Genomic DNA, 20,497 nt, shown 5'->3' with positions numbered 1-20,497 from the left:
CTCCGGGCGTGGCGCGCTTGACACTGAAATCGAACATCCATTCTGATGGAAGCCCGGCCCTTGGAATCGCGGGCTCGTCGCGGGTTCGCCGGTGAGTTGTCCACAGGTCGGAAGGGACGTCGGGGCCCATTGTCAGTGGCAGGGGTTAGCGTCTTTCACATGAAGCGATCGACTCAAGCAAACCGGGTGGAACCCATGGCAGGAACCGACCGCGAGAAGGCGCTCGACGCCGCGCTCGCACAGATTGAACGCCAATTCGGCAAGGGCGCCGTGATGCGCATGGGCGACCGCACCCAGGAGCCGATCGAGGTGATCTCCACCGGATCGACCGCCCTCGACATCGCGCTCGGCGTCGGTGGCCTGCCGCGCGGCCGTGTCGTGGAGATCTACGGACCGGAGTCCTCCGGTAAGACGACCCTCACCCTGCACGCCGTCGCCAACGCCCAGAAGGCCGGCGGCCAGGTGGCCTTCGTGGACGCCGAGCACGCCCTCGACCCCGAGTACGCCAAGAAGCTCGGCGTCGACATCGACAACCTCATCCTGTCCCAGCCGGACAACGGCGAGCAGGCCCTCGAGATCGTCGACATGCTGGTCCGCTCCGGCGCCCTCGACCTGATCGTCATCGACTCCGTCGCCGCGCTCGTCCCGCGCGCCGAGATCGAGGGCGAGATGGGCGACTCGCACGTCGGCCTCCAGGCCCGTCTGATGAGCCAGGCGCTCCGGAAGATCACCAGCGCGCTCAACCAGTCCAAGACCACCGCGATCTTCATCAACCAGCTCCGCGAGAAGATCGGCGTGATGTTCGGCTCGCCGGAGACCACGACCGGTGGCCGCGCCCTGAAGTTCTACGCCTCGGTGCGCCTCGACATCCGCCGCATCGAGACCCTCAAGGACGGCACGGACGCGGTCGGCAACCGCACCCGCGTCAAGGTCGTCAAGAACAAGGTCGCGCCCCCCTTCAAGCAGGCGGAGTTCGACATCCTCTACGGCCAGGGCATCAGCCGCGAGGGCGGCCTGATCGACATGGGCGTGGAGCACGGCTTCGTGCGCAAGGCCGGCGCCTGGTACACGTACGAGGGCGACCAGCTCGGCCAGGGCAAGGAGAACGCCCGCAACTTCCTGAAGGACAACCCCGACCTCGCCGACGAGATCGAGAAGAAGATCAAGGAGAAGCTGGGCGTCGGCGTCCGGCCCGAGGCCGCGAAGGCCGAGCCGGCGACGGACGCGGCGACCCCCGCGGACGCGGCCGGCGCGGACGACGCGGCCAAGAGCGTCCCGGCTCCCGTGAGCAAGACCGCGAAGGCGACCAAGGCCACCGCGGTCAAGAGCTGAACCGGTGACCGGTCGCACCGAATGGCCGGGTGACAGCCCCGACTCGTCGAGGGCCGAGAAGGAGCTGTCACCCCAGGATCCGGCTGAGCGGGCGCGGGCGATCTGTCTGCGCCTGCTCACCGGGACCCCCCGCACGCGCAAGCAGCTCGCGGACGCGCTGCGCAAGCGGGAGATCCCCGACGAGGTGGCGGAGGAGGTCCTCTCCCGCTTCGAGGACGTCGGGCTCATCGACGACGCCGCCTTCGCCGGGGCCTGGGTGGAGTCCCGCCACCACGGCCGGGGCCTCGCCCGCCGGGCTCTCGCCCGCGAGCTGCGGACCAAGGGTGTGGAGCCGACCCTCATCCAGGAGGCGGTGGAGCAGCTCGACTCCGAGCAGGAGGAGACCACGGCGCGCGAGCTCGTCGCCCGCAAGCTGCGCGCCACCCGCGGTCTCGACCGCGACCGGCGGCTGCGCCGGCTCGCCGGGATGCTCGCGCGGAAGGGGTATCCCGAGGGCATGGCCCTCCGCGTCGTCCGCCAGGCGCTGGAGGCGGAGGGCGAGGACACGGACGGGCTGGACGAGTCCTTCTGACCCCCTCGGGGGGGAGGGCCAGAAGGATGCGTCACCCGCGCCGGTCCGCGCGCCCGCGCGTACCCCAGGTCCTCGACGACCTCCCGCGGGTGCCGGGGCTCCGGCCCGCGACGTCCGGTACCGGTCGGTGCCCTCTCCGGTCCGTAACATCCGGTGCCGGACCGCGCCGTGCGGTCCGCGTCGGTCCTCGGCGTCCCGTGCCGATTCGCGGCGTCCCGTGCCGGACAGCGGCGTCCGCTGCCGGTCCGTGCCGTGCCGTACGCGTCGGTCCGCGGCATCTGGCGCCGTGCCGTGCCGTGCCGCGTGGTGCCGTCCCGTCCGGCAGGCCGGACCGCGCCGCTGCCGTGCCTCAGTCGCCCGTCGTCGGGGTCGTCGGGGGAAGCACCGGGAGGCCCTCGGCCTTCCACGCCTGGAAGCCGCCGATCAGGTCGGTCGCCCGGTGGAGGCCGAGCCGCCGCAGCGACTCGGCCGCGAGGGAGGAGGCGTAGCCCTCGTTGCACAGGACCACCACCCGCAGATCGTGGCTCACCGCCTCCGGCGCCCGGTGGCTGCCCTGGGGGTCGAGTCGCCATTCCAGCTCGTTGCGCTCCACCACCAGCGCGCCCGGGATCAGCCCGTCCCGTTCACGCAGGGCCGCGTACCGGGTGTCCACCAGAAGCGCCTCACCCGCCTCGTGCGCCTCGTGGGCGGCCCGGGGGCCGATCCGGTCGAGGCCCGACCTGACCCGCTCCAACAGCTCGTCGATGCCGACGCGTTCGTCGCTCACTGCCAGTCCTCCGGACGCTCGACCTGCTCGAGACGGAGCACCGCGCCCGTCCGGCTGAACCGCCGGATCAGCGGGAGCGGCGGATAGTAGGCGTGCACGGACACCGCGTGGGTGTCCGGGGACTCGTTGAGCACCTCGTGCACATGGTGGGTGCCGAAGGCGCGGTCCGCTCCGGGCCCGAGGCTGCGGGAGCGGTCGAGCCCGTCGGCCAGTTCCAGGGTCTTCCAGCCGCTCGACGGGAGCCGGACCGCGAGCGAGTGCTCGGTCAGCGTGCCGCGCGCGGTGGCGAAGGCGCCCAGGGACTCGGCGTGGTCGTGCCAGCCCGTACCGGTGCCGGGCGGCCAGCCGATGAGCCAGGCCTCGCTGCCGCCGGGGCCTTCGAGCCGCACCCAGGTGCGGCCCTCGGGGTCGAGCGGCAGCGAGGCGACCAGTTCCGGGTCCGCCGCCGTGCGCCGGACGAAGGCGAGCAGTTCGGCCGCCGTCGGGGCCTGGGAGGGAGCGGTGGGAGCCGGAGCCGCCGCCGCTGACGGGGTGAGGAGAGAGGGAGGCGTGGGCGGGAGCGCGGGGGTGTGTGGAGCCACGGGTGACCGTCCTGAGGTTCGCGAAGAGCGCGCGACGGCACACGGACGTACACGTACACCGCATACGGACGTGTACGAGGTCCGACGGAGGTGCACGGTCGCAGCTGCGGTCGTACATCGACGCGGACGTGCGTACACGGACGTCCGGCGGGCGCGCGCGGGGAAGGGGCGAGATCAGCGGGACGGGCGACACACGCAGCCCGCGTAGCGGACGAGGTCCATATGGACCCTCCGCCACAGGCGCACATCGGTGTCGGTCACGCTCCGGAGTACACCACGCGCGACGCCGGGAATCAATGGATGTCCGCCGTGCGGTCGCGCTTCGGGGACGCCGGTGCGGGTACCTCCGCCTCCGCTCCGCCGCGCGAACCGTCCTCCGGTGTCTCGCCCGCCTCGGCGGTCGTCCCGTCCGTCGCCGTGCCTCCGCGGGCCGCGTCCGCCGCCGCGTACAGCTCCTCGGGGCGGACCCCGGAGAACGAGGCGACGAGATGCCCGTCGGGCCGTACCAGCAGGACGGCGTGCGCCGGAGCGCCCGGGTACGCCTCGGTCACCAGGATCTCCGCCTTCGCCGGGAGGGCGCGGACCGCCTCGTCGAGCCGGGGCATCATCCCCGCGCCCTGCCAGTGGCGCCGGTCCCAGACACCGGTGCCGGGTGCGACCAGGAGCACCAGGAGACGGCCCTGACCGAGCCGGTCCCTGAGCCGTACGGTCGTGCCGTCCGGGGCGGTCACGCGGACGTCCTCGACCGGGGCGCCCACCGGGGTGCCCACGGGGGTTCCGCCCTCGGCGTGGGGAGCCGCGAGGGGGGAGTGCGGATAGGCGGGGGGCGCGCCGAGCGGGCCGCGCCCCACGTGGCCGTCCGTCAGCAGGGCGTCGTGACCGCGCGCCGCGCCGGGAAGGTACGTCCGAAGCCCGCCGCCACCGCGCAGGACGGGCAGCGACTGGTCCGCCGCGCGCAGGCGGTGGGCGACGGCGGCGCGCCGTTCGCTCTGGTAGCTGTCGAGCAGCCGCTCGGGAGCGCCGTGGTGCCAGGTGAGGGCGAGCTTCCAGGCCAGGTTGTCCACGTCCCTGAGCCCCTCGTCGAGGCCTTGGGTGCCGACCGCGCCGAGCAGATGGGCCGCGTCCCCGGCGAGGAGGACCCGGTCGACCCGCCAGCGACGGGCGAGCCGGTGGTGCAGGGTGTAGACGCCGGTGTCGATGAGTTCGTACGGGGGCGTCACCCCGTCGCACCAGCCGGCCAGGGTCTCGCGGATGCGGGCGATCAGCGCGTCCGGGGTGACCAGGTCGCCCCGGGGCGGCAGCAGCCAGTCGATCCGCCACACCCCGTCGGGCAGCGGGCGGGCGGTGATCTCGTCGGCGGCGCCCCGCCACGGAGGCTGACGGTGCAGCAGGGCCTCGCCCGGCCAGGGAAGTTCGGTGCGCAGGGCCGCGACGGCGTGCCGTTCCACCGCCGTACGGCCGGGGAAGCGGATGCCGAGGAGCTTGCGTACGGTCGAGCGGGCGCCGTCGCAGCCGACGAGATGGCTGCCGCGCCACCAGGTGCCCTCCGGCCCCCGGGTGTGGGCGACGACCCCGTCGCGGTCCTGCTCGATGGTGTCGAGCCGCGCCTCGGTGACGATCTGGACGAGCTTCTGGCCGGCGATGGCCTCGCGCAGCCCGCGCGCGAGGGCGTGCTGGGGGATGTGCAGCGGCGCGGCCGGGGCGGAGGGGGCGGCGGGGTCCTCGGACCACTCCTCCGTACCGCCGAGCCCCAGGTCGAGTTCGAGGCGGCGCACCTGCTGGCGGCGGCGCATACCGCGCCAGCCGACCCAGCGGACGCCCTCGTCACGGAGGGTGGTGCAGCCGAGCCGCTCGACCATGGCGGCCATGTCGGCGCGCAGGACGACGCTCCGGGCGGGGCGCGGCTCCTCCTTGCCGGAGCCCTCGTCGAGCACGACGCTGGGCACGCCCTGCGCGGCGAGCGCGAGGGAGAGCGCGAGACCGACCGGCCCCGCGCCCACGATGATCACCGGGTCCACGGCGCGGCTCCTGAAGGCCGGACGGTCATGAGGGCAGCACAGCTGAGTGTGGCACGAGCCCGGTGCTTGATCACAGACCGTATGCAACCCACTGAGGGTGCTTGCGTCAAGCGACGGGGTGGGCGCGGTGCGGCCGACCTCAAGTCGGTACCGCTCCGGCCCACCCCTGTCGTCCCAGGGACCCCTTCGGGGTCAGACGTCGCTGACGGCCTTCGTCACCGCTTCGGTGGGTGCGGCCTGCGCCGGGATGGCCACCGAGGGGGACTTCTTGCCCCGCCGCAGGCGCTGCTCAAGGCGACCGGCGAGGCTGGTGAGGATGGCGTTGATGACGATGTAGATCAGCGCGATGACCGTGAAGGTGGCGATCGTGTTGGCGCCGTAGTTGGCCGTGATCTGCCGGTTCTGGCTGAGAAGTTCTCCGAAGCCGAGCAGGGCGCCGCCGAGCGCGGTGTCCTTGACGATCACGACGAGCTGGCTGACCAGCGCGGGGAGCATGACGGTCACGGCCTGCGGCAGCAGGACGTACATCATGGTCTGGCCCTTGCGCATGCCGAGGGCCTCGGCCGCGTCGCCCTGGCCCCGGGGCAGCGAGAGCACACCGGCGCGGACGACCTCGGCGATGACCGAGGCGTTGTAGAGCACCAGGCCGGTGACGACCGCGTACAGCGGGCGGAAGTCGGAGCTGACGGTGGTGAACTTCGCGTACACGGCGCTGGCGAACATCATCAGGAGCAGCACCGGGATGGCGCGGAAGAACTCCACGACCGCGCCGACGGGGACCCGCACCCAGCGGTGGTCGGAGAGCCGGCCGATACCGAGGACGGCGCCGAGCGGCAGCGCGATCAGGATGGAGAGCGCGGCGGCCTTGAGGGTCTCGGTCAGACCGGGCAGCAGGTACGTCGTCCAGACCCGGGAGTCGGTGACGAACGGCGTCCACTTGTCGGCGGCCAGCTGGTTCTTGTCGGCCAGGGCCGAGAGGACCCACCACGCCACCAGGCCGAGGACGGCGAGGAAGACGACCGTGTAGAGGACGTTCCGCTGCTTGGCGCGGGGACCCGGGGTGTCGTACAGGACGGAGCTCATCGCTTCACCGCCAGACGCTTGGCCGCCCAGCCCAGGATGAGGCCGGTGGGGAGGGTGAGGACCATGAAGCCGAACGCGAAGATGCCGAAGACCACGAAGAGGGCGTCGGCCTCGTTCTCGATCATCTCCTTCATCAGGAACGCCGCCTCGGCGGCGCTGATGGCGGCCGCCACGGTGGTGTTCTTGGTGAGGGCGATCAGGACGTTGGCGAGCGGGGTGACCACCGTGCGGAAGGCCTGCGGGAGCACCACCAGGGTGAGGACCTGCGTGAAGCTGAGGCCCAGCGCGCGGGCGGCCTCGGCCTGGCCCGGCGGGACGGTGTTGATGCCGGAGCGCAGCGCCTCGCAGACGAAGGTGCCGGTGTAGGCGATGAGTCCGAGTACCGCGAGCCGGAAGCCGATCTCCTCGGCGCCCTCTCCGCCCAGCGAGATGAGAAGGGTCTGGTTGAGGACGAACGAGCAGCCCACGATGACCACGGTCAGCGGGGTGTTGCGGACGAGGTTGACGTACGCGGTCCCGAATCCGCGCATCAGCGGGACCGGGCTGACCCGCATCGCGACCAGGGCGGTGCCCCAGATCAGCGAGCCGATCGCCGAGTAGAGGGCGAGCTTCGCCGTCACCCAGAAGGCGCCGAGCAGGTCGTACTGCCCGGAATCAAGAAAGTCGAACACGATGCCCGCGCTCTCCCCTGGTGGTCGGTCGGTGGACGGCCGGTGCGTGGGCAGCGGCCGGTGCCGGTGTGACGGCCGCCCCTGCGGCGGGGCGGCCGTCACGGCCGGAGCGGGTCAGGTCAGTTCTCGACCTTGGGCGCGGCCTCGTACTTGTAGCCCGAGGGGCCGAAGTGCTGCTTGACGAGCTTCTCCCAGGTGCCGTCGGAGACCATCTTCTCCAGCGCCTTGTTGATCTTGCCGCGCAGCTCGTCGTCGCCCTTCTTGACGCCGATGCCGTACTTCTCGTCGCTCATCCGCAGGCCGGCGAGCTTGAACTTGCCCTGGTGCTCCTTCTGCGAGGCGTAGCCCGCGAGGATGGAGTCGTCGGTGGTCAGGGCGTCGACGGCCTTGTTCTCCAGGCCGGTGAGGCACTCGGAGTAGCCGCCGAGCTGCTGGAGGTCGGCCTTCGGGGCCAGCTTGTCCTTGACGTTCTGCGCGGAGGTCGAGCCGGTGACCGAGCAGAGCTTCTTGGAGTTCAGGTCCTCGACCTTGGTGATCGAGCTGTCGTCGGAGCGCACGAGCAGGTCCTGGTGGGCCAGGAAGTACGGACCGGCGAAGTCGACCTCCTTCTTGCGCTTGTCGTTGATCGAGTAGCTGGCGACGACGAACTTGACGTCACCGTTCTTGATCAGGTTCTCGCGCTCGGCGCTCGGCGCCTGCTTGAAGTTGATCTTGTCCTCGGCGTAGCCGAGCTCCTTGGCGACGTAACGGGCGACGTCGACGTCGAAGCCGGCGTACGTGCCGTCCGGGGTCTTCAGGCCCAGGCCGGGCTGGTCGAACTTGATGCCGACGTTGATCTTGTCACCGTTGCTGCCGGAGTCCGAACCGCCACCACAGGCCGTGGCGGTCAGGGCGAGGACGACTGCGGCCGCCGCGGCGGCGGGGGTGCGACGAAGCTTCATCGAGAATGTCCCTTGGCTAGAAGTGAGTTGGGAAGAATAGGCCCGAACTCGCTCAGTGGTGAAGGATCTTGGAGAGGAAGTCCTTGGCCCGGTCGCTCCGCGGGTTGCTGAAGAACTCCTCGGGCGTCGCCTGTTCGACGATCCGCCCGTCGGCCATGAAGACGACCCGGTTGGCGGCGGACCGCGCGAAACCCATCTCGTGGGTGACGACCACCATCGTCATGCCGTCCCGGGCCAGCTGCTGCATGACCTCGAGGACCTCGTTGATCATCTCGGGGTCGAGCGCGGACGTCGGCTCGTCGAACAGCATGACCTTCGGGTCCATCGCGAGCGCGCGGGCGATCGCCACCCGCTGCTGCTGGCCACCGGAGAGCTGCGCCGGGTACTTGTCCGCCTGGGTGCCGACCCCGACCCGGTCGAGCAGGGCACGGGCCTTGGTCTCGGCGGCCTTCTTCTCCGTCTTGCGGACCTTGATCTGCCCCAGCATCACGTTCTCGAGCACCGTCTTGTGCGCGAAGAGGTTGAACGACTGGAACACCATGCCGACGTCCGACCGCAGCCGGGCCAGCTCCTTGCCCTCCGCGGGCAGCGGCTTGCCGTCGATGGTGATGGAGCCGGAGTCGATGCTCTCCAGCCGGTTGATCGTGCGGCACAGCGTCGACTTGCCGGACCCGGAAGGTCCGATGACGACCACGACCTCGCCGCGGCTGATCGTCAGGTCGATGTCCTGGAGGACATGCAGTGCGCCGAAGTGCTTGTTCACGCCGGACAGTACGACCAGGTCGTCCGCGGCGTGCGGGGTGTCCTCGGGCCCTCCGGGCACTGGCTGGGACACAGACTCTCCGCTCATCGGGCTCTTGCTCCGTCCTCCTCGGTTGGGGAGGACACTAGAGACCCGATGTGATGACCGTCATCACATCTGAGCGGAAATTGAGGATAACGATCCGGCCGCAACCGGACACAGTGCGTGAAGGGGGCGCCCCCGGCCGTACCGGCTGCATAACGGAAACGCCGGCGTCACAGGGGGACACTTGACTGTGACACCGGAGATCGGTGTTCATGCCCTGGTACCACCTGGTACACAGACTCGTACGCGGAGAGCCGCTACCGGCAGATCACCACGTCACCACGTCACCACGTCACCACGGAGGAGGTACGCATGCGACTGCTGCTCGTCGAGGACGACGACCACGTCGCCGCCGCCCTCTCCGCGATCCTCGCGAAGCACGGGTTCAGCGTCACCCACGCCCGCAGCGGCGAGGAGGCACTCCAGGCCGTCCTGCCCACCGCCCAGGGCGAGCGCCCCTCCTACGGGGTGATCCTGCTCGACCTCGGCCTCCCCGACCAGGACGGCTACCAGGTCTGCGGCCGCATCCGGAAGCTCACCACCACCCCGGTGATCATGGTGACCGCGCGCGGCGACGTCCGCTCCCGGATCCACGGCCTCAACCTCGGCGCCGACGACTACGTCGTCAAGCCCTACGACCCCGGCGAGCTCCTCGCCCGGATCCACGCTGTCAGCCGGCGCCACGCCGGCGCCGAGGAGACCGCGGGGTCCGGCGCCGCCGACGGCACCCAGCTGCAGCTCGGGGCCGTCACCATCGAGCTGCCCACCCGGCGCGTCAGCGTCGACGGCGAGAGCATCCCCCTCACCCGCAAGGAGTTCGACCTGCTCGCCCTCCTCGCCCAGCGCCCCGGAGTCGTCTTCCGCCGCGAGCAGATCATCAGCGAGGTCTGGCGCACCAGTTGGGAGGGGACCGGCCGCACCCTGGAGGTGCACGTCGCCTCCCTGCGCTCCAAGCTGCGGATGCCCGCCCTGATCGAGACCGTGCGGGGCGTCGGCTACCGTCTGGTCGCCCCCTCCGCGTAACCGCTCCGAACGGCCCCTCCGTGCGCACCCGCCTCCTTCCGCTGCTCATCATCCTGATGGCCGGCGTCCTGCTCGCCCTCGGCTTCCCGCTCGCCGCCAGCCTCGCCGCGTCGGAACAGCAGCGGGTCGTCGTCGACCGGCTCGACGACGCCGCGCGCTTCGCCGCCCTCGCGCAGTTCGTCAGGGAGACCAGCCCCGTCACGGACGAACGGCGGATCACCCTCGGCGGCGAACTCGCCAGCTACCACGACGTGTACGGCATCCGCGCCGGGATCTTCTACCGCAACAACCGCTCCATGGCCGCCGCGCCCGAGGACTGGGTCGTCCCGTACGAGGGAGAGGGCCGCCGCGCCTTCCGCGAGGCGCTCCTCGGCCGCCGCAGCCACGACCCGCCCCAGGTGTGGCCCTGGCAGCCCCATGCCCGGCTCACCATCGCCTCCCCGGTCGTCCGCGACGGTGACGTCGTCGCCGTCGTCGTCACCGACTCGCCCACCGGGCAGCTGCGGTCCCGCATCCTGCGCGGCTGGCTGCTGATCTTCGCCGGCGAGGCCGCCGCCATGCTGCTCGCCGTCGGCGCCGCCTTCCGGCTCACGGGCTGGGTCCTGCGACCGGTCCGCGTCCTCGACTCCGTGACCCACGACATCGCCACCGGACGGATGAACTCCCGCGTCGCCGCGACCGGCGGGCCGCCCGAACTGCGGAGGCTCGCGCTCTCGTTCAACGAGATGGCCGACAACGTCGAGGAGGCGCTCGAACAGCAGCGCGCCTTCGTCGCCGACGCCTCCCACCAGCTGCGCAACCCGCTGGCCGCGCTGCTCCTGCGGATCGAGCTCCTCGCCCTCGAACTCCCCGAGGGCAACGAGGAGATCGCCTCCGTACGGACCGAGGGCAAGCGCCTCGCCCAGGTCCTCGACGACCTCCTCGACCTGGCGCTCGCCGAGCACACGGCCGCCGAGCTGCGGCTCATCGACGTCGGCGCGCTCACCGGCGAGCGGGTCGTCTCCTGGCGGCCGGTCGCCGAGGACAAGGGCGTCCTGCTGACCGGGGAGTGCGGCGCGGTCACGGCCTGGGCGGACCCGGTGGCCCTCTCCAGCGCCCTGGACGCGGTGATCGACAACGCGCTGAAGTTCACGCCGGCCGGGGAGGAGGTCGCCGTCACGGTCGCGGTGTCCCCGGACGGGGCGAGCGTCTCCGTCGTGGTCGCCGACCAGGGGCCCGGCCTCACGGAGGACGAGCTGTCCCGTGTCGGTGATCGCTTCTGGCGCTCCGGACGGCACCAGAACGTCAAGGGCTCGGGGCTCGGCCTGTCCATCACGCGCGTCCTGCTCACGGCGGGCGGCGGAAGCCTGACGTTCGCCCCGAACGACCCGCACGGGCTGCGGGTGACGGTCTCCGTCCCACGGCACGCGCCGCTGGAGGCGGCGGAGCGCGGCTTCGGCGAGCGGTAGGACCCGGCGCGCACGGCGGGCGCGATGCCACCCCGACCGGGTGGAGCTATGGGTTACGGGTAGGGGTGGGCCCTGGAACCGCGCCCTCGACCGCGGAGGGCTACGGCCTGACCCGAGCCGAGCCGAGCCGAGCCGAGTCGAGCGATGGCGTCCAGGCCTCGTAGCCCCGTGACCGCGTGGAGCTACGGCTTCACCGAGCGGTAGTAGCGGCGGGCGCCGTCGTGGAGGGTGACGGGCTCGGTGTAGACGGCGGTCCGCAGGTCCACCAGCTGGGCCGGGTGGACCTGGCTGCCGATCCGGTCCCGGCTCCTGATCACCGTACGGGTGAAGCCCTCGACCAGGTCCTCGTCGGCCTCCTCGGTGGTGACCAGGAGGTTCGCCACCGCGAGGGTCGCGATCGGCTGGCCGTCCTGCGCCTTGGCGTAGGCGTCGGCGGGGATCACCGCCGACCGGTAGTGGCGGGTCGAGCCGCCGACGTCGTGGAGCCGGTCCACCAGGGCCGAGTCCAGCGGAAGCAGCCGGACCTCGTACCGATCGGCCAGCTTCTGCACGGCGTCCGTCGGCAGCCCGCCCGACCAGAAGAACGCGTCGAGTGCGCCCCGCTCCAGGAGTCCGGGCATGGTGTCGATGCCCACCGAGACGGCCTCGACGTCGCTCACCGGGGTGAGGCCCGCCGCCGCGAGGACCCGGTCCGCTATCAGCCTGACACCGGAGCCGTCCTGGCCGACGCCGACGCGGAGCCCGCGCAGGTCCCGTACGTTCTGCACCGAGGAACCCTTGCGCACCACGAGCTGCACGTAGTCGTCGTAGAGGCGCGCGCAGCCCCGCAGCCGCTCGAAGCCGGGCCTGCGCTCGCGCTGGTACTGGGCCACCGCGTCGGCCGTCGCGATGGTGAAGTCGGCCTCGCCCGCCGCGACCCGGGCCAGGTTCTGCTGCGATCCCTCACTGTCCTTCAGCGTTATCGAGACCTCGGGCAGGTCCTGGGCGAGGGCCTGCTGGAGCAGCTTCCCGTACCGCTGGTAGACGCCGGTGGGCACGCCCGTACTGAACGTGACCGAGCCGCTCGGTACGGGGGAGCCGAAGGGCACCAGCCACCACACCAGCACCCCGCACACCGTGAGCAGCGCGGCCGCGACCGCCAGGACACGGCGGCGGGCGGTACGGGACAGGGAGGCGGGCATGCCGCGATCCTGCCAGGTCGCCGCCGCCCCTGGCCAGGCCCGACGGTGCGGCGCCGGTCACCCCGGACGGACCCGTCGGGCCACCCCGGAGCTGCGGGGCCGGGGTGCGCGCCGGTGCCCGGCCGCTCACCGAGAGCGATCCCGTGTGCGCTCCGCCGAACTGGTGAGCGGCTCCCGGGCGCGCGCCGCGCCGTGTGTCGTGCGGGGGTGCCGAGGTCCCTGCGGCTAGCGTCTGGAGGCGTTCGGTGATCTTGAGGACAGTCCCCTGTCCGCCCCTGGCGTACCCACCGAACTCGGCAACTCGCCTGAGTCCCCGAGGAGTTCCCATGCCCGTGCCGCCGTCGTCGTCACCACGTCCGGCCGAGATACGCCCCAGCCCACCGCGCGGCGGGCGGCTCCCGGGCCGTGGGCGGGCCTACGCCTCCAGATAGCGGAGCACCGCCAGGATCCGCCGCTGTACCCGGAGGCGGGGGAGAGGTCCAGCTTGTCGAGGACGGAGAATCGGTCCCCGAAGAAGGCGGAGCGCCGGGCCCGTTCCAGGGTGACCAGGCGCCGGGCGCCGGCCATCAGGATCTCCGGCGCGGCGGCCCGGGTGGGCGGCCGGAGCAGGAACGGGCCGAGAGTCACGCCGGCGACCAGCAAGAAGAGGGCGGCGACGAGAGCGGTCACGCAGCCGATGAGGGTCCCGAGGGCCCGGCGCCACCAGGACGGGGTGGTCGTGGGGGCAGGGGCCTCGTTTTCACCGGGCCGGTACTCTCCCGGGCGGCGACCCGGAGCGGGGCCGTTCACGCCGGTCCGCGCCGGTGGTCGATCGGACGCGGTCCCCCCGGAGTCCCCTCGCACGTGGCCCGAGAGGAGTGCGCCCGTATGGGCGGGACAAGATCGCCGGGACTCCGCGGGACGCGGGCCGGGGGTGGGACGGCCGCCGGGGGCGACGCGTCCGTCGGTACGGGAGCCGCGGGTCTCGTGTCGGTCGCTTCGGGAGCCGCGGGTCTCGTGTCGGTCGGTTCGGGGACCGGGCGTCACGCGTCGCGCCGGTGCCGGGCCTTGTCCCGGCCGCGCAGCCGGACCGCCACGTAGGCCGCGACGGCGACGACCACGAGGACCAGGACGGCCTTCGACAGGACACCGACGTACCTCTCCACGACGTCCCACTGGTCGCCCAGCCAGTAACCGGCCATGACGAGGACGCTGTTCCAGATGAGGCTGCCGAGCGTGGTGAGCACGACGAACAAGGGCATCGGCATCCGCTCGACGCCGGCGGGCACCGAGATCAGACTCCGGAAGATCGGCACCATCCGGCCGAAGAAGACCGCCTTGGTGCCGTGCTCGGCGAACCACTTCTCCGTCCGGACCAGGTCCGACGCCTTCACCAGCGGCAGCTTCCCCCAGATCCTGCGCATCCGCTCCCGCCCGAAGAGCACCCCGATCCAGTAGAGCGCCACCGCGCCGACGACCGAACCGAGCGTCGTCCAGAACAGCGCCGAGGCCAGACTCAGCACGCCCTGACCTGCGGCGAAGCCGGTCAGCGGCAGGATGACCTCGCTGGGCAGCGGGGGGAAGAGGTTCTCCAGGGCGATGGCCAGACCGGCCCCCGGGCCGCCCATGGTGTCGACGAGGCCGGCGGCCCAGCCGGCGATGCCGCCGGAGGGCTGCTGGGCGAGTGCGTGGGGCGTCAGGTTCATGAGGACTCCAAGCGGGAGGGGAACGGCGACCCGGATCGGGTACCCCGTGCTTCGTCCTCGAACGTAGAAAGCGCTGCTCAGCACCGGTATGCGGATTGCCGCCCACCTCGGTGGTGTTCCCCGCACCCCCGACCCTGCGGAAAACCGCAGGGTGCGGCCCCGGGGAGCCTCCGGAGCCGGGCCGCCCCGGCGGCCGCCGCCCGCCCCCGGACCCGGGCGGAGACCCTCCCCGGACCGCCTACCCTTGGACGCATGACGAGCAGCAGCGACCGGAGCACCGCAGTGAGCGTTGACGGCACCAAGACCTATGAGATCCGCACCTACGGGTGCCAGATGAACGTCCACGACTCCGAGCGGCTCTCCGGTCTGCTGGAGGAGGCGGGTTACGTCAAGGCCCCCAAGGGCTCCGACGGAGACGCCGACGTCGTCGTCTTCAACACCTGCGCGGTCCGTGAGAACGCCGACAACAAGCTGTACGGCAACCTCGGCCGGCTCGCCCCCATGAAGACCACGCGCCCGGGCATGCAGATCGCCGTCGGCGGCTGCCTCGCCCAGAAGGACCGCGACACCATCGTCACGAAGGCCCCCTGGGTCGACGTCGTCTTCGGCACGCACAACATCGGCAAGTTGCCGGTCCTCCTGGAGCGCGCCCGCGTGCAGGAGGAGGCGCAGATCGAGATCGCCGAGTCCCTGGAGGCCTTCCCCTCCACGCTGCCGACCCGCCGCGAGTCCGCGTACGCCGCCTGGGTCTCGATCTCCGTCGGCTGCAACAACACCTGCACCTTCTGCATCGTCCCCGCCCTGCGCGGCAAGGAGGAGGACCGGCGCCCCGGCGACATCCTCGCCGAGATCGAGGCGCTGGTCGCCGAGGGCGTCTCCGAGATCACCCTGCTCGGCCAGAACGTCAACGCGTACGGCTCCGACCTCGGCGACCGCGAGGCCTTCTCCAAGCTGCTGCGCGCCTGCGGGAAGATCGAGGGTCTGGAGCGGGTCCGCTTCACCTCCCCGCACCCCCGCGACTTCACCGACGACGTGATCGCGGCGATGGCGGAGACGCCGAACGTCATGCCGCAGCTGCACATGCCGCTCCAGTCCGGCTCGGACACGATCCTCCGCGCGATGCGCCGCTCGTACCGGCAGGAGCGTTTCCTCGGCATCATCGAGAAGGTCCGCGCGGCCATCCCGCACGCCGCGATCTCCACCGACATCATCGTGGGCTTCCCCGGCGAGACCGAGGAGGACTTCGAGCAGACGATGCACACCGTCCGCGAGGCCCGCTTCGCGAACGCCTTCACCTTCCAGTACTCCAAGCGCCCCGGGACCCCGGCGGCCGACATGGAGGACCAGATCCCCAAGGCGGTCGTGCAGGAGCGCTACATGCGGCTCGTCGCCCTCCAGGAGGAGATCTCCTGGGAGGAGAACAAGAAGCAGGTCGGCCGCACCCTGGAGGTCATGGTCGCCGAGGGCGAGGGCCGCAAGGACGGCGCCACGGACCGCCTCTCGGGCCGCGCCCCCGACAACCGGCTCGTCCACTTCACCAAGCCGGACGAGGACGTCCGTCCCGGCGACGTGGTGACCGTCGAGATCACGTACGCCGCCCCGCACCACCTCCTCGCCGAGGGCCCGGTCGCGTCGGTACGCCGTACCCGCGCGGGCGACGCCTGGGAGAAGCGCACCGCCGACGCGGCCGCGAAGCCGGCCGGCGTGCTCCTCGGCCTGCCGAAGATCGGCGTACCGGAGCCCCTCCCGGCGGCCACGGCCCCGGCCTGCGGAAGCCACTGACACGTCGCCGGGGGCACCGGGCGTCGCCGGGGGCGCCGGGTGGCGCCCGGGCCCCGGCCTTCGCACCCGGGCGCGGTGGCCCCGGGCCTTCGCGCCCGGAGCCACCGCCGACCGGTGGCCGGGGCGCAGCCTGAAACCGCCCCGGGGCACCGCCGACCGGTGGCCGGGGCTCAGCCTGAAACCGCCCGGGGCACAGCCGACCAGTGGCCGGGGCCCAGCCCGGAGTCACCGGTGGCCGGGGCCCCGCCCGTACCCGTCCTGAGCCGGTGGCGGCCCGTGTGCCGTGGGACAGCGGTGCCGTGGCCGTGGCGCAGTAGGCTGCGGATCATGCTTGTCGCCGCCGCCGTCTGCCCCTGCCCGCCGCTCCTCGTCCCCGAGGTCGCGACCGGTGCCGCCCCCGAGCTGGACGCCGCACGGACGGCCTGCGCGGACGCCGTCGGGCTGCTCGCCGCCGCCCGCCCCGACCGGCTGTACGTCGTCGGACCCGCCCCCGAGGGCGCCCACGGCGCCTTCCCGGCCGGGTCGGCGGGCACCTTCGCCGGGTTCGGCGTCGACCACGCGGTACGGCTCGGCCCGACCCCGGCGGCAGACGGCCCGACGCCCGGCGGCGACCGACCCCTCCCCACCTCCCTCGCCGTCGGCGCCTGGCTCCTCGACCGGGCCGGCTGGGCCGACGCGCCCATCGAAGGCCTGGGCGTCGACGAGGGCGCCACGCCCGCCGTCTGCTCGGGCGTCGGCCGGGGACTCGCCGACTCCGCCGGGCGGGTCGCGCTGCTCGTGATGGGGGACGGCAGCGCCTGCCGGACCGTCAAGGCCCCCGGCTACCTCGACGAGCGGGCCGCGGGCTTCGACGCGGAGGCCGCCCGCGCGCTCGGCACGGCCGATGTGGCCGCGCTGCTCGCCCTCGACCCGGAGCTCGCGTACGAGCTGAAGGCGGCCGGCCGCGCCCCCTGGCAGGTCCTCGCGGGCGCCGCCGAGGGAGCGGGACTCGAAGGACGCCTGCTCTTCGAGGACGCCCCCTACGGGGTGGGGTACTTCGTCGCGGCCTGGTCCTGAACCACCCGGACGGCGAACGGCGGACGGCCGCGGAGCGAGACGCTCCGCGGCCGTCCGCCGTGCGGAGGGACTGCCGGGTGACGCCGGACCTCAGGCGGCCGGCGGCGGCTGTGTCGTACCGCCGCTCCCGGGTCCGCCGGCTCCGGGCGTGCCGCTCCCGGGCGTCCCGCCGGTGCCGGGGCCGGCGCTCCCGGACGCACCCCCGTACCCCGGCACACCGCCGGTACCGGGTGTGCCGCCGCCTCCGGACGTGCCGTCGTCCCTGTGAGCGATCCGGTCCAGCGCTTCCTTGGCCTTGCCCGTGCCGGACCGGATCGGGCCGCTGTACTTGCCCTTGGTCTTCTCGTCGACCACCCTCGCCGCTTTGTCGAGGCCGTGGTCGATCTTCTCGCCGTGCTGATGCGCGAGGTGCGCGACCTTGTCCTTGGCGGGGCCGAGCTTGGCCTTCAGTGAATCCAGGAGACCCATGGAGCACCTTCCCTCCGCGGACCCTCAGGGGTCCGTGTCCGTGTCCGGCCTAGCGGCGGGCGCCCTCGCCCGCCTCGTTGTCCGCGGCGGCGTCGGCGGACTGCTGCTTCGGGATCTCCACGGCCTCCACGGCCTCCGGATCGACCGCTCCGGCCACCGTCTCGTCCGCGTCGACGCCGTCCGCATCCCGCGCACCGTCCGCGCTCCCGGCCTCGTCAGCGACCTCGGCCGTGCCGTCCGCCTCCGCCGCCCGGGTCTCGGCCGCGGGGGCGCCCGTCCCGGACTCCGCGTCGGCGGCCGCGTCCTCGTTCTCCGCCGGAGCGACGGCCCCGGCTTCCTCCGCCTCCGGAGAGACCGCTTCCACATCCTTCTTCTTACGGCGAAACACTGCAAAAACGCCCATATTCACTCCATAGCGTACGTGGATGGGAGGGGTTCCGTGGCGATCGGCGGCCGGAACCTCGCAACAGGCAACGAAGACGGATGGGGCCCGTCACGTAGCTCATTCGGGGACGGGCCGTGAGGTTTGCGAGACTGGGGCGGTGAAAAGCGCAGCTCCCGCCCCGCGGGTCATCGCCGTCGTCGGCCCCACGGCGGCCGGAAAGTCCGATCTGGGTGTATTCCTGGCCCAGCAGCTCGGGGGCGAGGTCGTCAACGCAGACTCGATGCAGCTCTACCGGGGGATGGACATCGGGACCGCCAAGCTGACGCCCGAGGAGCGCGGCGGCATCCCGCACCACCTCCTCGACATCTGGGAGGTGACCGAGGCCGCCAGCGTCGCCGAGTACCAGCGGCTCGCCCGCGCCGAGATCGACCGGCTGCTCGCCGCCGGCCGCACCCCCGTCCTCGTCGGCGGTTCCGGCCTGTACGTACGGGGGGCCGTCGACGCCCTGGAGTTCCCCGGCACCGACCCCGCCGTCCGGGCCCGCCTCGAAGCCGAGCTGGAGGAGCGCGGCTCCGGGGTCCTGCACGCCCGGCTCGCCGACGCCGACCCCGAGGCGGCGCGCGCGATCCTGCCGAGCAACGGACGCCGTATCGTCCGCGCCCTCGAGGTGATCGAGATCACCGGCAAGCCCTTCACCGCCAACCTGCCGGGGCCCGACTCCGTCTACGACACCGTGCAGATCGGCGTCGACGTGGCCCGCCCCGAGCTGGACGAGCGGATCACCACGCGCGTGGACCGGATGTGGGAGGCGGGCCTCGTCGACGAGGTGCGCGCCCTGGAGGCGCGGGGGCTGCGCGAGGGCCGCACGGCGGCCCGCGCCCTCGGTTACCAGCAGGTACTCGCCGCCCTGGCGGGGGAGTGCACCGAGGACGAGGCACGTGCGGAGACCGTGCGCGCGACGAAGCGCTTCGCCCGCCGGCAGGACTCGTGGTTCCGCCGCGACCCGCGCGTCCACTGGCTCAGCGGGGCCGCCGAGCACCGGGCGGAACTCCCCGGACAGGCGCTGTCGTTGGTCGAACGAGCGGTTACAGCCTGATCACGTGATGGCATCGGGACGCCCTGCCCGTCATCTCGGCGGTCAGGAGCGTGCCATCATCGAGCATCGATCGACCAAGTGGAGTCCGAGTGGGGAGGGCGCGTGGCGATGGAGGCCGGCCCTCGCGACAGAGAACAGCACGAAGTGGCCCTCGGTGACCCGACGGGTGACCCGCTGGGTCACCGTCCGGTGGACGACGCCGCCCTTCCGCTCGGCGCCCCGGGGCTGAGCCCGGACGGCCCGGACGACGTGGCGGGCACCGCCGTCGTGGTGGACGCCGACGAGGTCGAGGTCGAGCTCCGACCCCAGCGCCGGCTGCGGATCTGGCAGCTCGCCCCGATCGTGGGTCTGGCCGCCGTCGGCTCGCTGATGTTCGCCTTCCCGCTCGCCTTCGGTTCGGGGGACGGCGGCGCCGTCCTCGCGATGCTCGGACTGCTGATCAGCTCGTGCGCGGCCGGCTGGGGCATGATGGCCGCCCGCAAGGTCGGCTACACCTGGCCGGGGCTGCCACCCCGCGGTTCCGGCGAGCGCCCGAACTGGCGGTACCTCGCCCTGTACGTGTCGACGATCGCGGCCCTGGTGGCCCTCGCGGTCTGGCGCGTCGCCCGCCTGCGCTGAGCGCACGGGCCGCCTGTCGGCACCACCCCGTACAGTTGATCTCGTGACCAGCACGCAGACCTCGCCGCTCCCCTTCCTCAAGGGCCACGGCACCGAGAACGACTTCGTGATCGTCCCCGACGCGGAGAACGCCGTCGACCTGCCCCCGTCGGTCGTCGCGCGGCTCTGCGACCGTCGGGCCGGCATCGGCGGCGACGGGCTGCTGCACGTCGTGCGCAGCGCCGCCCACCCCGAGGCGCGGCACATGACCGACGAGGCCGAGTGGTTCATGGACTACCGGAACGCCGACGGGTCGGTCGCCGAGATGTGCGGGAACGGGGTCCGGGTCTTCGCCCGCTACCTGGAGCACGCCGGGCACGTCACCACGGGCGAGGTGGCCGTCGCCACCCGAGGCGGGATCAAGCGCGTCCACCTCGACAAGGACGGCTCCGTCACCGTCGCCATGGGCCGCGCGGTCCTGCCCGAGGCCGGCGTCACCGTCACCGTCGACGGCCGCAGCTGGCCCGCGCGGAACGTGAACCTGGGCAATCCGCACGCGGTCGCCTTCGTCGAGGACCTCGACCACGCCGGCAACCTGTTCACGGAGCCGCCGTACGAGCCCGCCGCGGTCTACCCGGACGGGGTGAACATCGAGTTCGTCGCGGACCGGGGCCCCCGTCACGTCGCCATGCGGGTCCATGAGCGCGGCGCCGCCGAGACGCGCTCCTGCGGTACGGGCGCGTGCGCCGTCGCCGTCGCCACCGCCCGCCGGGACGGTGCCGACCCCGCCCAGAGCGGCACCCCCGTGACGTACACCGTCGACGTCCTCGGCGGCACCCTGCTGATCACCGAGCACCCCGACGGCCGGATCGACATGACGGGGCCCGCCGTGATCGTCGCCGAGGGAACCGTCGACCCGGCTTGGCTCGGCTGACGCGCGGAAGCCCGCCGGGAAGCCCTCACGGC

General features: G+C 72.6%; 22 protein-coding genes. 9 read left to right on the top strand and 13 right to left on the bottom strand.

The window, feature by feature from the left end:
- Window positions 1-186: 186 nt before the first annotated feature.
- Both recA and recX read left to right on the top strand, forming a co-directional pair.
- Window positions 187-1,332 (top strand): recombinase RecA, encoded by a 1,146-nt coding sequence (gene recA, locus AMK29_RS32900; RefSeq protein ID WP_073819720.1) that lies wholly within the window; start codon window positions 187-189, stop codon window positions 1,330-1,332.
- Window positions 1,333-1,336: 4 nt separating this feature from the next.
- Entirely contained in the window at window positions 1,337-1,903 is a 567-nt protein-coding gene (gene recX / locus AMK29_RS32895) for a recombination regulator RecX (RefSeq protein ID WP_073819719.1), read from the top strand.
- A gap of 349 nt (window positions 1,904-2,252) precedes the next feature.
- Here recX and AMK29_RS32890 read toward each other — a convergent pair whose 3' ends face one another.
- The 8 genes from AMK29_RS32890 to AMK29_RS32860 form a co-directional block, all read right to left on the bottom strand.
- Window positions 2,253-2,669 carry a rhodanese-like domain-containing protein gene (locus tag AMK29_RS32890; RefSeq protein ID WP_107422745.1) on the bottom strand — a complete coding sequence of 139 codons (417 nt, stop codon included), beginning with the start codon at window positions 2,667-2,669 and terminating at the stop codon, window positions 2,253-2,255.
- On the bottom strand, window positions 2,666-3,250 hold the full coding sequence (locus AMK29_RS32885; RefSeq protein ID WP_073819718.1) for a cysteine dioxygenase: 585 nt from the start codon (window positions 3,248-3,250) through the stop codon (window positions 2,666-2,668). Before AMK29_RS32885 ends, AMK29_RS32890 begins: the two co-directional genes overlap by 4 nt.
- Window positions 3,251-3,424: 174 nt before the next feature.
- Window positions 3,425-3,496 carry a putative leader peptide gene (locus AMK29_RS37840; protein WP_311136958.1) on the bottom strand — a complete coding sequence of 24 codons (72 nt, stop codon included), beginning with the start codon at window positions 3,494-3,496 and terminating at the stop codon, window positions 3,425-3,427.
- A 47-nt stretch (window positions 3,497-3,543) separates the two neighbouring features.
- Window positions 3,544-5,268 (bottom strand): FAD-dependent monooxygenase, encoded by a 1,725-nt coding sequence (locus tag AMK29_RS32880; protein ID WP_073819717.1) that lies wholly within the window; start codon window positions 5,266-5,268, stop codon window positions 3,544-3,546.
- Between the two features lie 192 nt (window positions 5,269-5,460).
- The gene (locus AMK29_RS32875) at window positions 5,461-6,351 is read right to left on the bottom strand and encodes an amino acid ABC transporter permease (protein WP_073819716.1); all 891 of its coding nucleotides are present in this window, start codon (window positions 6,349-6,351) and stop codon (window positions 5,461-5,463) included.
- Window positions 6,348-7,022, bottom strand: coding sequence for an amino acid ABC transporter permease (locus tag AMK29_RS32870; protein ID WP_073819715.1), 675 nt, complete (start codon window positions 7,020-7,022; stop codon window positions 6,348-6,350). Before AMK29_RS32870 ends, AMK29_RS32875 begins: the two co-directional genes overlap by 4 nt.
- 119 nt (window positions 7,023-7,141) lie before the next feature.
- Window positions 7,142-7,963, bottom strand: coding sequence for a glutamate ABC transporter substrate-binding protein (locus tag AMK29_RS32865; protein WP_073819714.1), 822 nt, complete (start codon window positions 7,961-7,963; stop codon window positions 7,142-7,144).
- Window positions 7,964-8,015: 52 nt separating this feature from the next.
- Window positions 8,016-8,813 (bottom strand): amino acid ABC transporter ATP-binding protein, encoded by a 798-nt coding sequence (locus AMK29_RS32860; RefSeq protein ID WP_073819713.1) that lies wholly within the window; start codon window positions 8,811-8,813, stop codon window positions 8,016-8,018.
- A gap of 309 nt (window positions 8,814-9,122) precedes the next feature.
- Here AMK29_RS32860 and AMK29_RS32855 point away from each other — a divergent pair, with 309 nt between their 5' ends.
- Window positions 9,123-9,833, top strand: a complete 711-nt coding sequence (locus AMK29_RS32855) for a response regulator transcription factor (protein ID WP_073819712.1) — start codon at window positions 9,123-9,125, stop codon at window positions 9,831-9,833.
- A gap of 20 nt (window positions 9,834-9,853) precedes the next feature.
- Window positions 9,854-11,281 carry a sensor histidine kinase gene (locus AMK29_RS32850; protein WP_073819711.1) on the top strand — a complete coding sequence of 476 codons (1,428 nt, stop codon included), beginning with the start codon at window positions 9,854-9,856 and terminating at the stop codon, window positions 11,279-11,281.
- Window positions 11,282-11,463: 182 nt separating this feature from the next.
- On the opposite strand, the gene AMK29_RS32845 is transcribed toward AMK29_RS32850, so the two are convergent.
- From AMK29_RS32845 to AMK29_RS32835, 3 genes are all read right to left on the bottom strand, one after another.
- Window positions 11,464-12,462, bottom strand: coding sequence for a TAXI family TRAP transporter solute-binding subunit (locus AMK29_RS32845; protein ID WP_073819710.1), 999 nt, complete (start codon window positions 12,460-12,462; stop codon window positions 11,464-11,466).
- Window positions 12,463-12,687: 225 nt separating this feature from the next.
- The gene (locus AMK29_RS32840; RefSeq protein ID WP_073819709.1) at window positions 12,688-13,131 is read right to left on the bottom strand and encodes a hypothetical protein; all 444 of its coding nucleotides are present in this window, start codon (window positions 13,129-13,131) and stop codon (window positions 12,688-12,690) included.
- A 353-nt stretch (window positions 13,132-13,484) separates the two neighbouring features.
- Window positions 13,485-14,147 carry a DedA family protein gene (locus tag AMK29_RS32835; protein WP_073819708.1) on the bottom strand — a complete coding sequence of 221 codons (663 nt, stop codon included), beginning with the start codon at window positions 14,145-14,147 and terminating at the stop codon, window positions 13,485-13,487.
- Between the two features lie 252 nt (window positions 14,148-14,399).
- Between AMK29_RS32835 and miaB the strand changes: the two genes are divergently transcribed.
- Complete coding sequence (gene miaB / locus AMK29_RS32830; RefSeq protein ID WP_073819707.1) at window positions 14,400-15,929, top strand: tRNA (N6-isopentenyl adenosine(37)-C2)-methylthiotransferase MiaB; 1,530 nt, start codon at window positions 14,400-14,402, stop codon at window positions 15,927-15,929.
- A 327-nt stretch (window positions 15,930-16,256) separates the two neighbouring features.
- On the top strand, window positions 16,257-16,985 hold the full coding sequence (locus AMK29_RS32825; RefSeq protein WP_107422743.1) for a class III extradiol dioxygenase subunit B-like domain-containing protein: 729 nt from the start codon (window positions 16,257-16,259) through the stop codon (window positions 16,983-16,985).
- A gap of 90 nt (window positions 16,986-17,075) precedes the next feature.
- Here the strand turns inward: AMK29_RS32825 and AMK29_RS32820 are convergent, their stop codons facing one another.
- Together AMK29_RS32820 and AMK29_RS32815 are read right to left on the bottom strand one after the other, a co-directional pair.
- Window positions 17,076-17,453, bottom strand: a complete 378-nt coding sequence (locus tag AMK29_RS32820; RefSeq protein ID WP_073819706.1) for an antitoxin — start codon at window positions 17,451-17,453, stop codon at window positions 17,076-17,078.
- Between the two features lie 49 nt (window positions 17,454-17,502).
- Entirely contained in the window at window positions 17,503-17,817 is a 315-nt protein-coding gene (locus AMK29_RS32815) for a hypothetical protein (protein WP_443334094.1), read from the bottom strand.
- A gap of 178 nt (window positions 17,818-17,995) precedes the next feature.
- Between AMK29_RS32815 and miaA the strand changes: the two genes are divergently transcribed.
- The 3 genes from miaA (at window position 17,996) to dapF (ending at window position 20,465) form a co-directional block, all read left to right on the top strand.
- Window positions 17,996-18,934, top strand: coding sequence for a tRNA (adenosine(37)-N6)-dimethylallyltransferase MiaA (gene miaA / locus AMK29_RS32810; RefSeq protein ID WP_073819704.1), 939 nt, complete (start codon window positions 17,996-17,998; stop codon window positions 18,932-18,934).
- Window positions 18,935-19,042: 108 nt separating this feature from the next.
- The gene (locus tag AMK29_RS32805) at window positions 19,043-19,552 is read left to right on the top strand and encodes a hypothetical protein (protein WP_107422750.1); all 510 of its coding nucleotides are present in this window, start codon (window positions 19,043-19,045) and stop codon (window positions 19,550-19,552) included.
- A gap of 43 nt (window positions 19,553-19,595) precedes the next feature.
- Window positions 19,596-20,465 carry a diaminopimelate epimerase gene (dapF, locus tag AMK29_RS32800; protein ID WP_073819703.1) on the top strand — a complete coding sequence of 290 codons (870 nt, stop codon included), beginning with the start codon at window positions 19,596-19,598 and terminating at the stop codon, window positions 20,463-20,465.
- The last annotated feature ends 32 nt before the right edge of the window (window positions 20,466-20,497 follow it).

Origin of the sequence: Streptomyces sp. CB02261, from assembly GCF_001905665.1 — a bacterium.
GTDB lineage: Bacteria > Actinomycetota > Actinomycetes > Streptomycetales > Streptomycetaceae > Streptomyces.
This window is presented reverse-complemented; position numbering and strand designations above follow the sequence as displayed.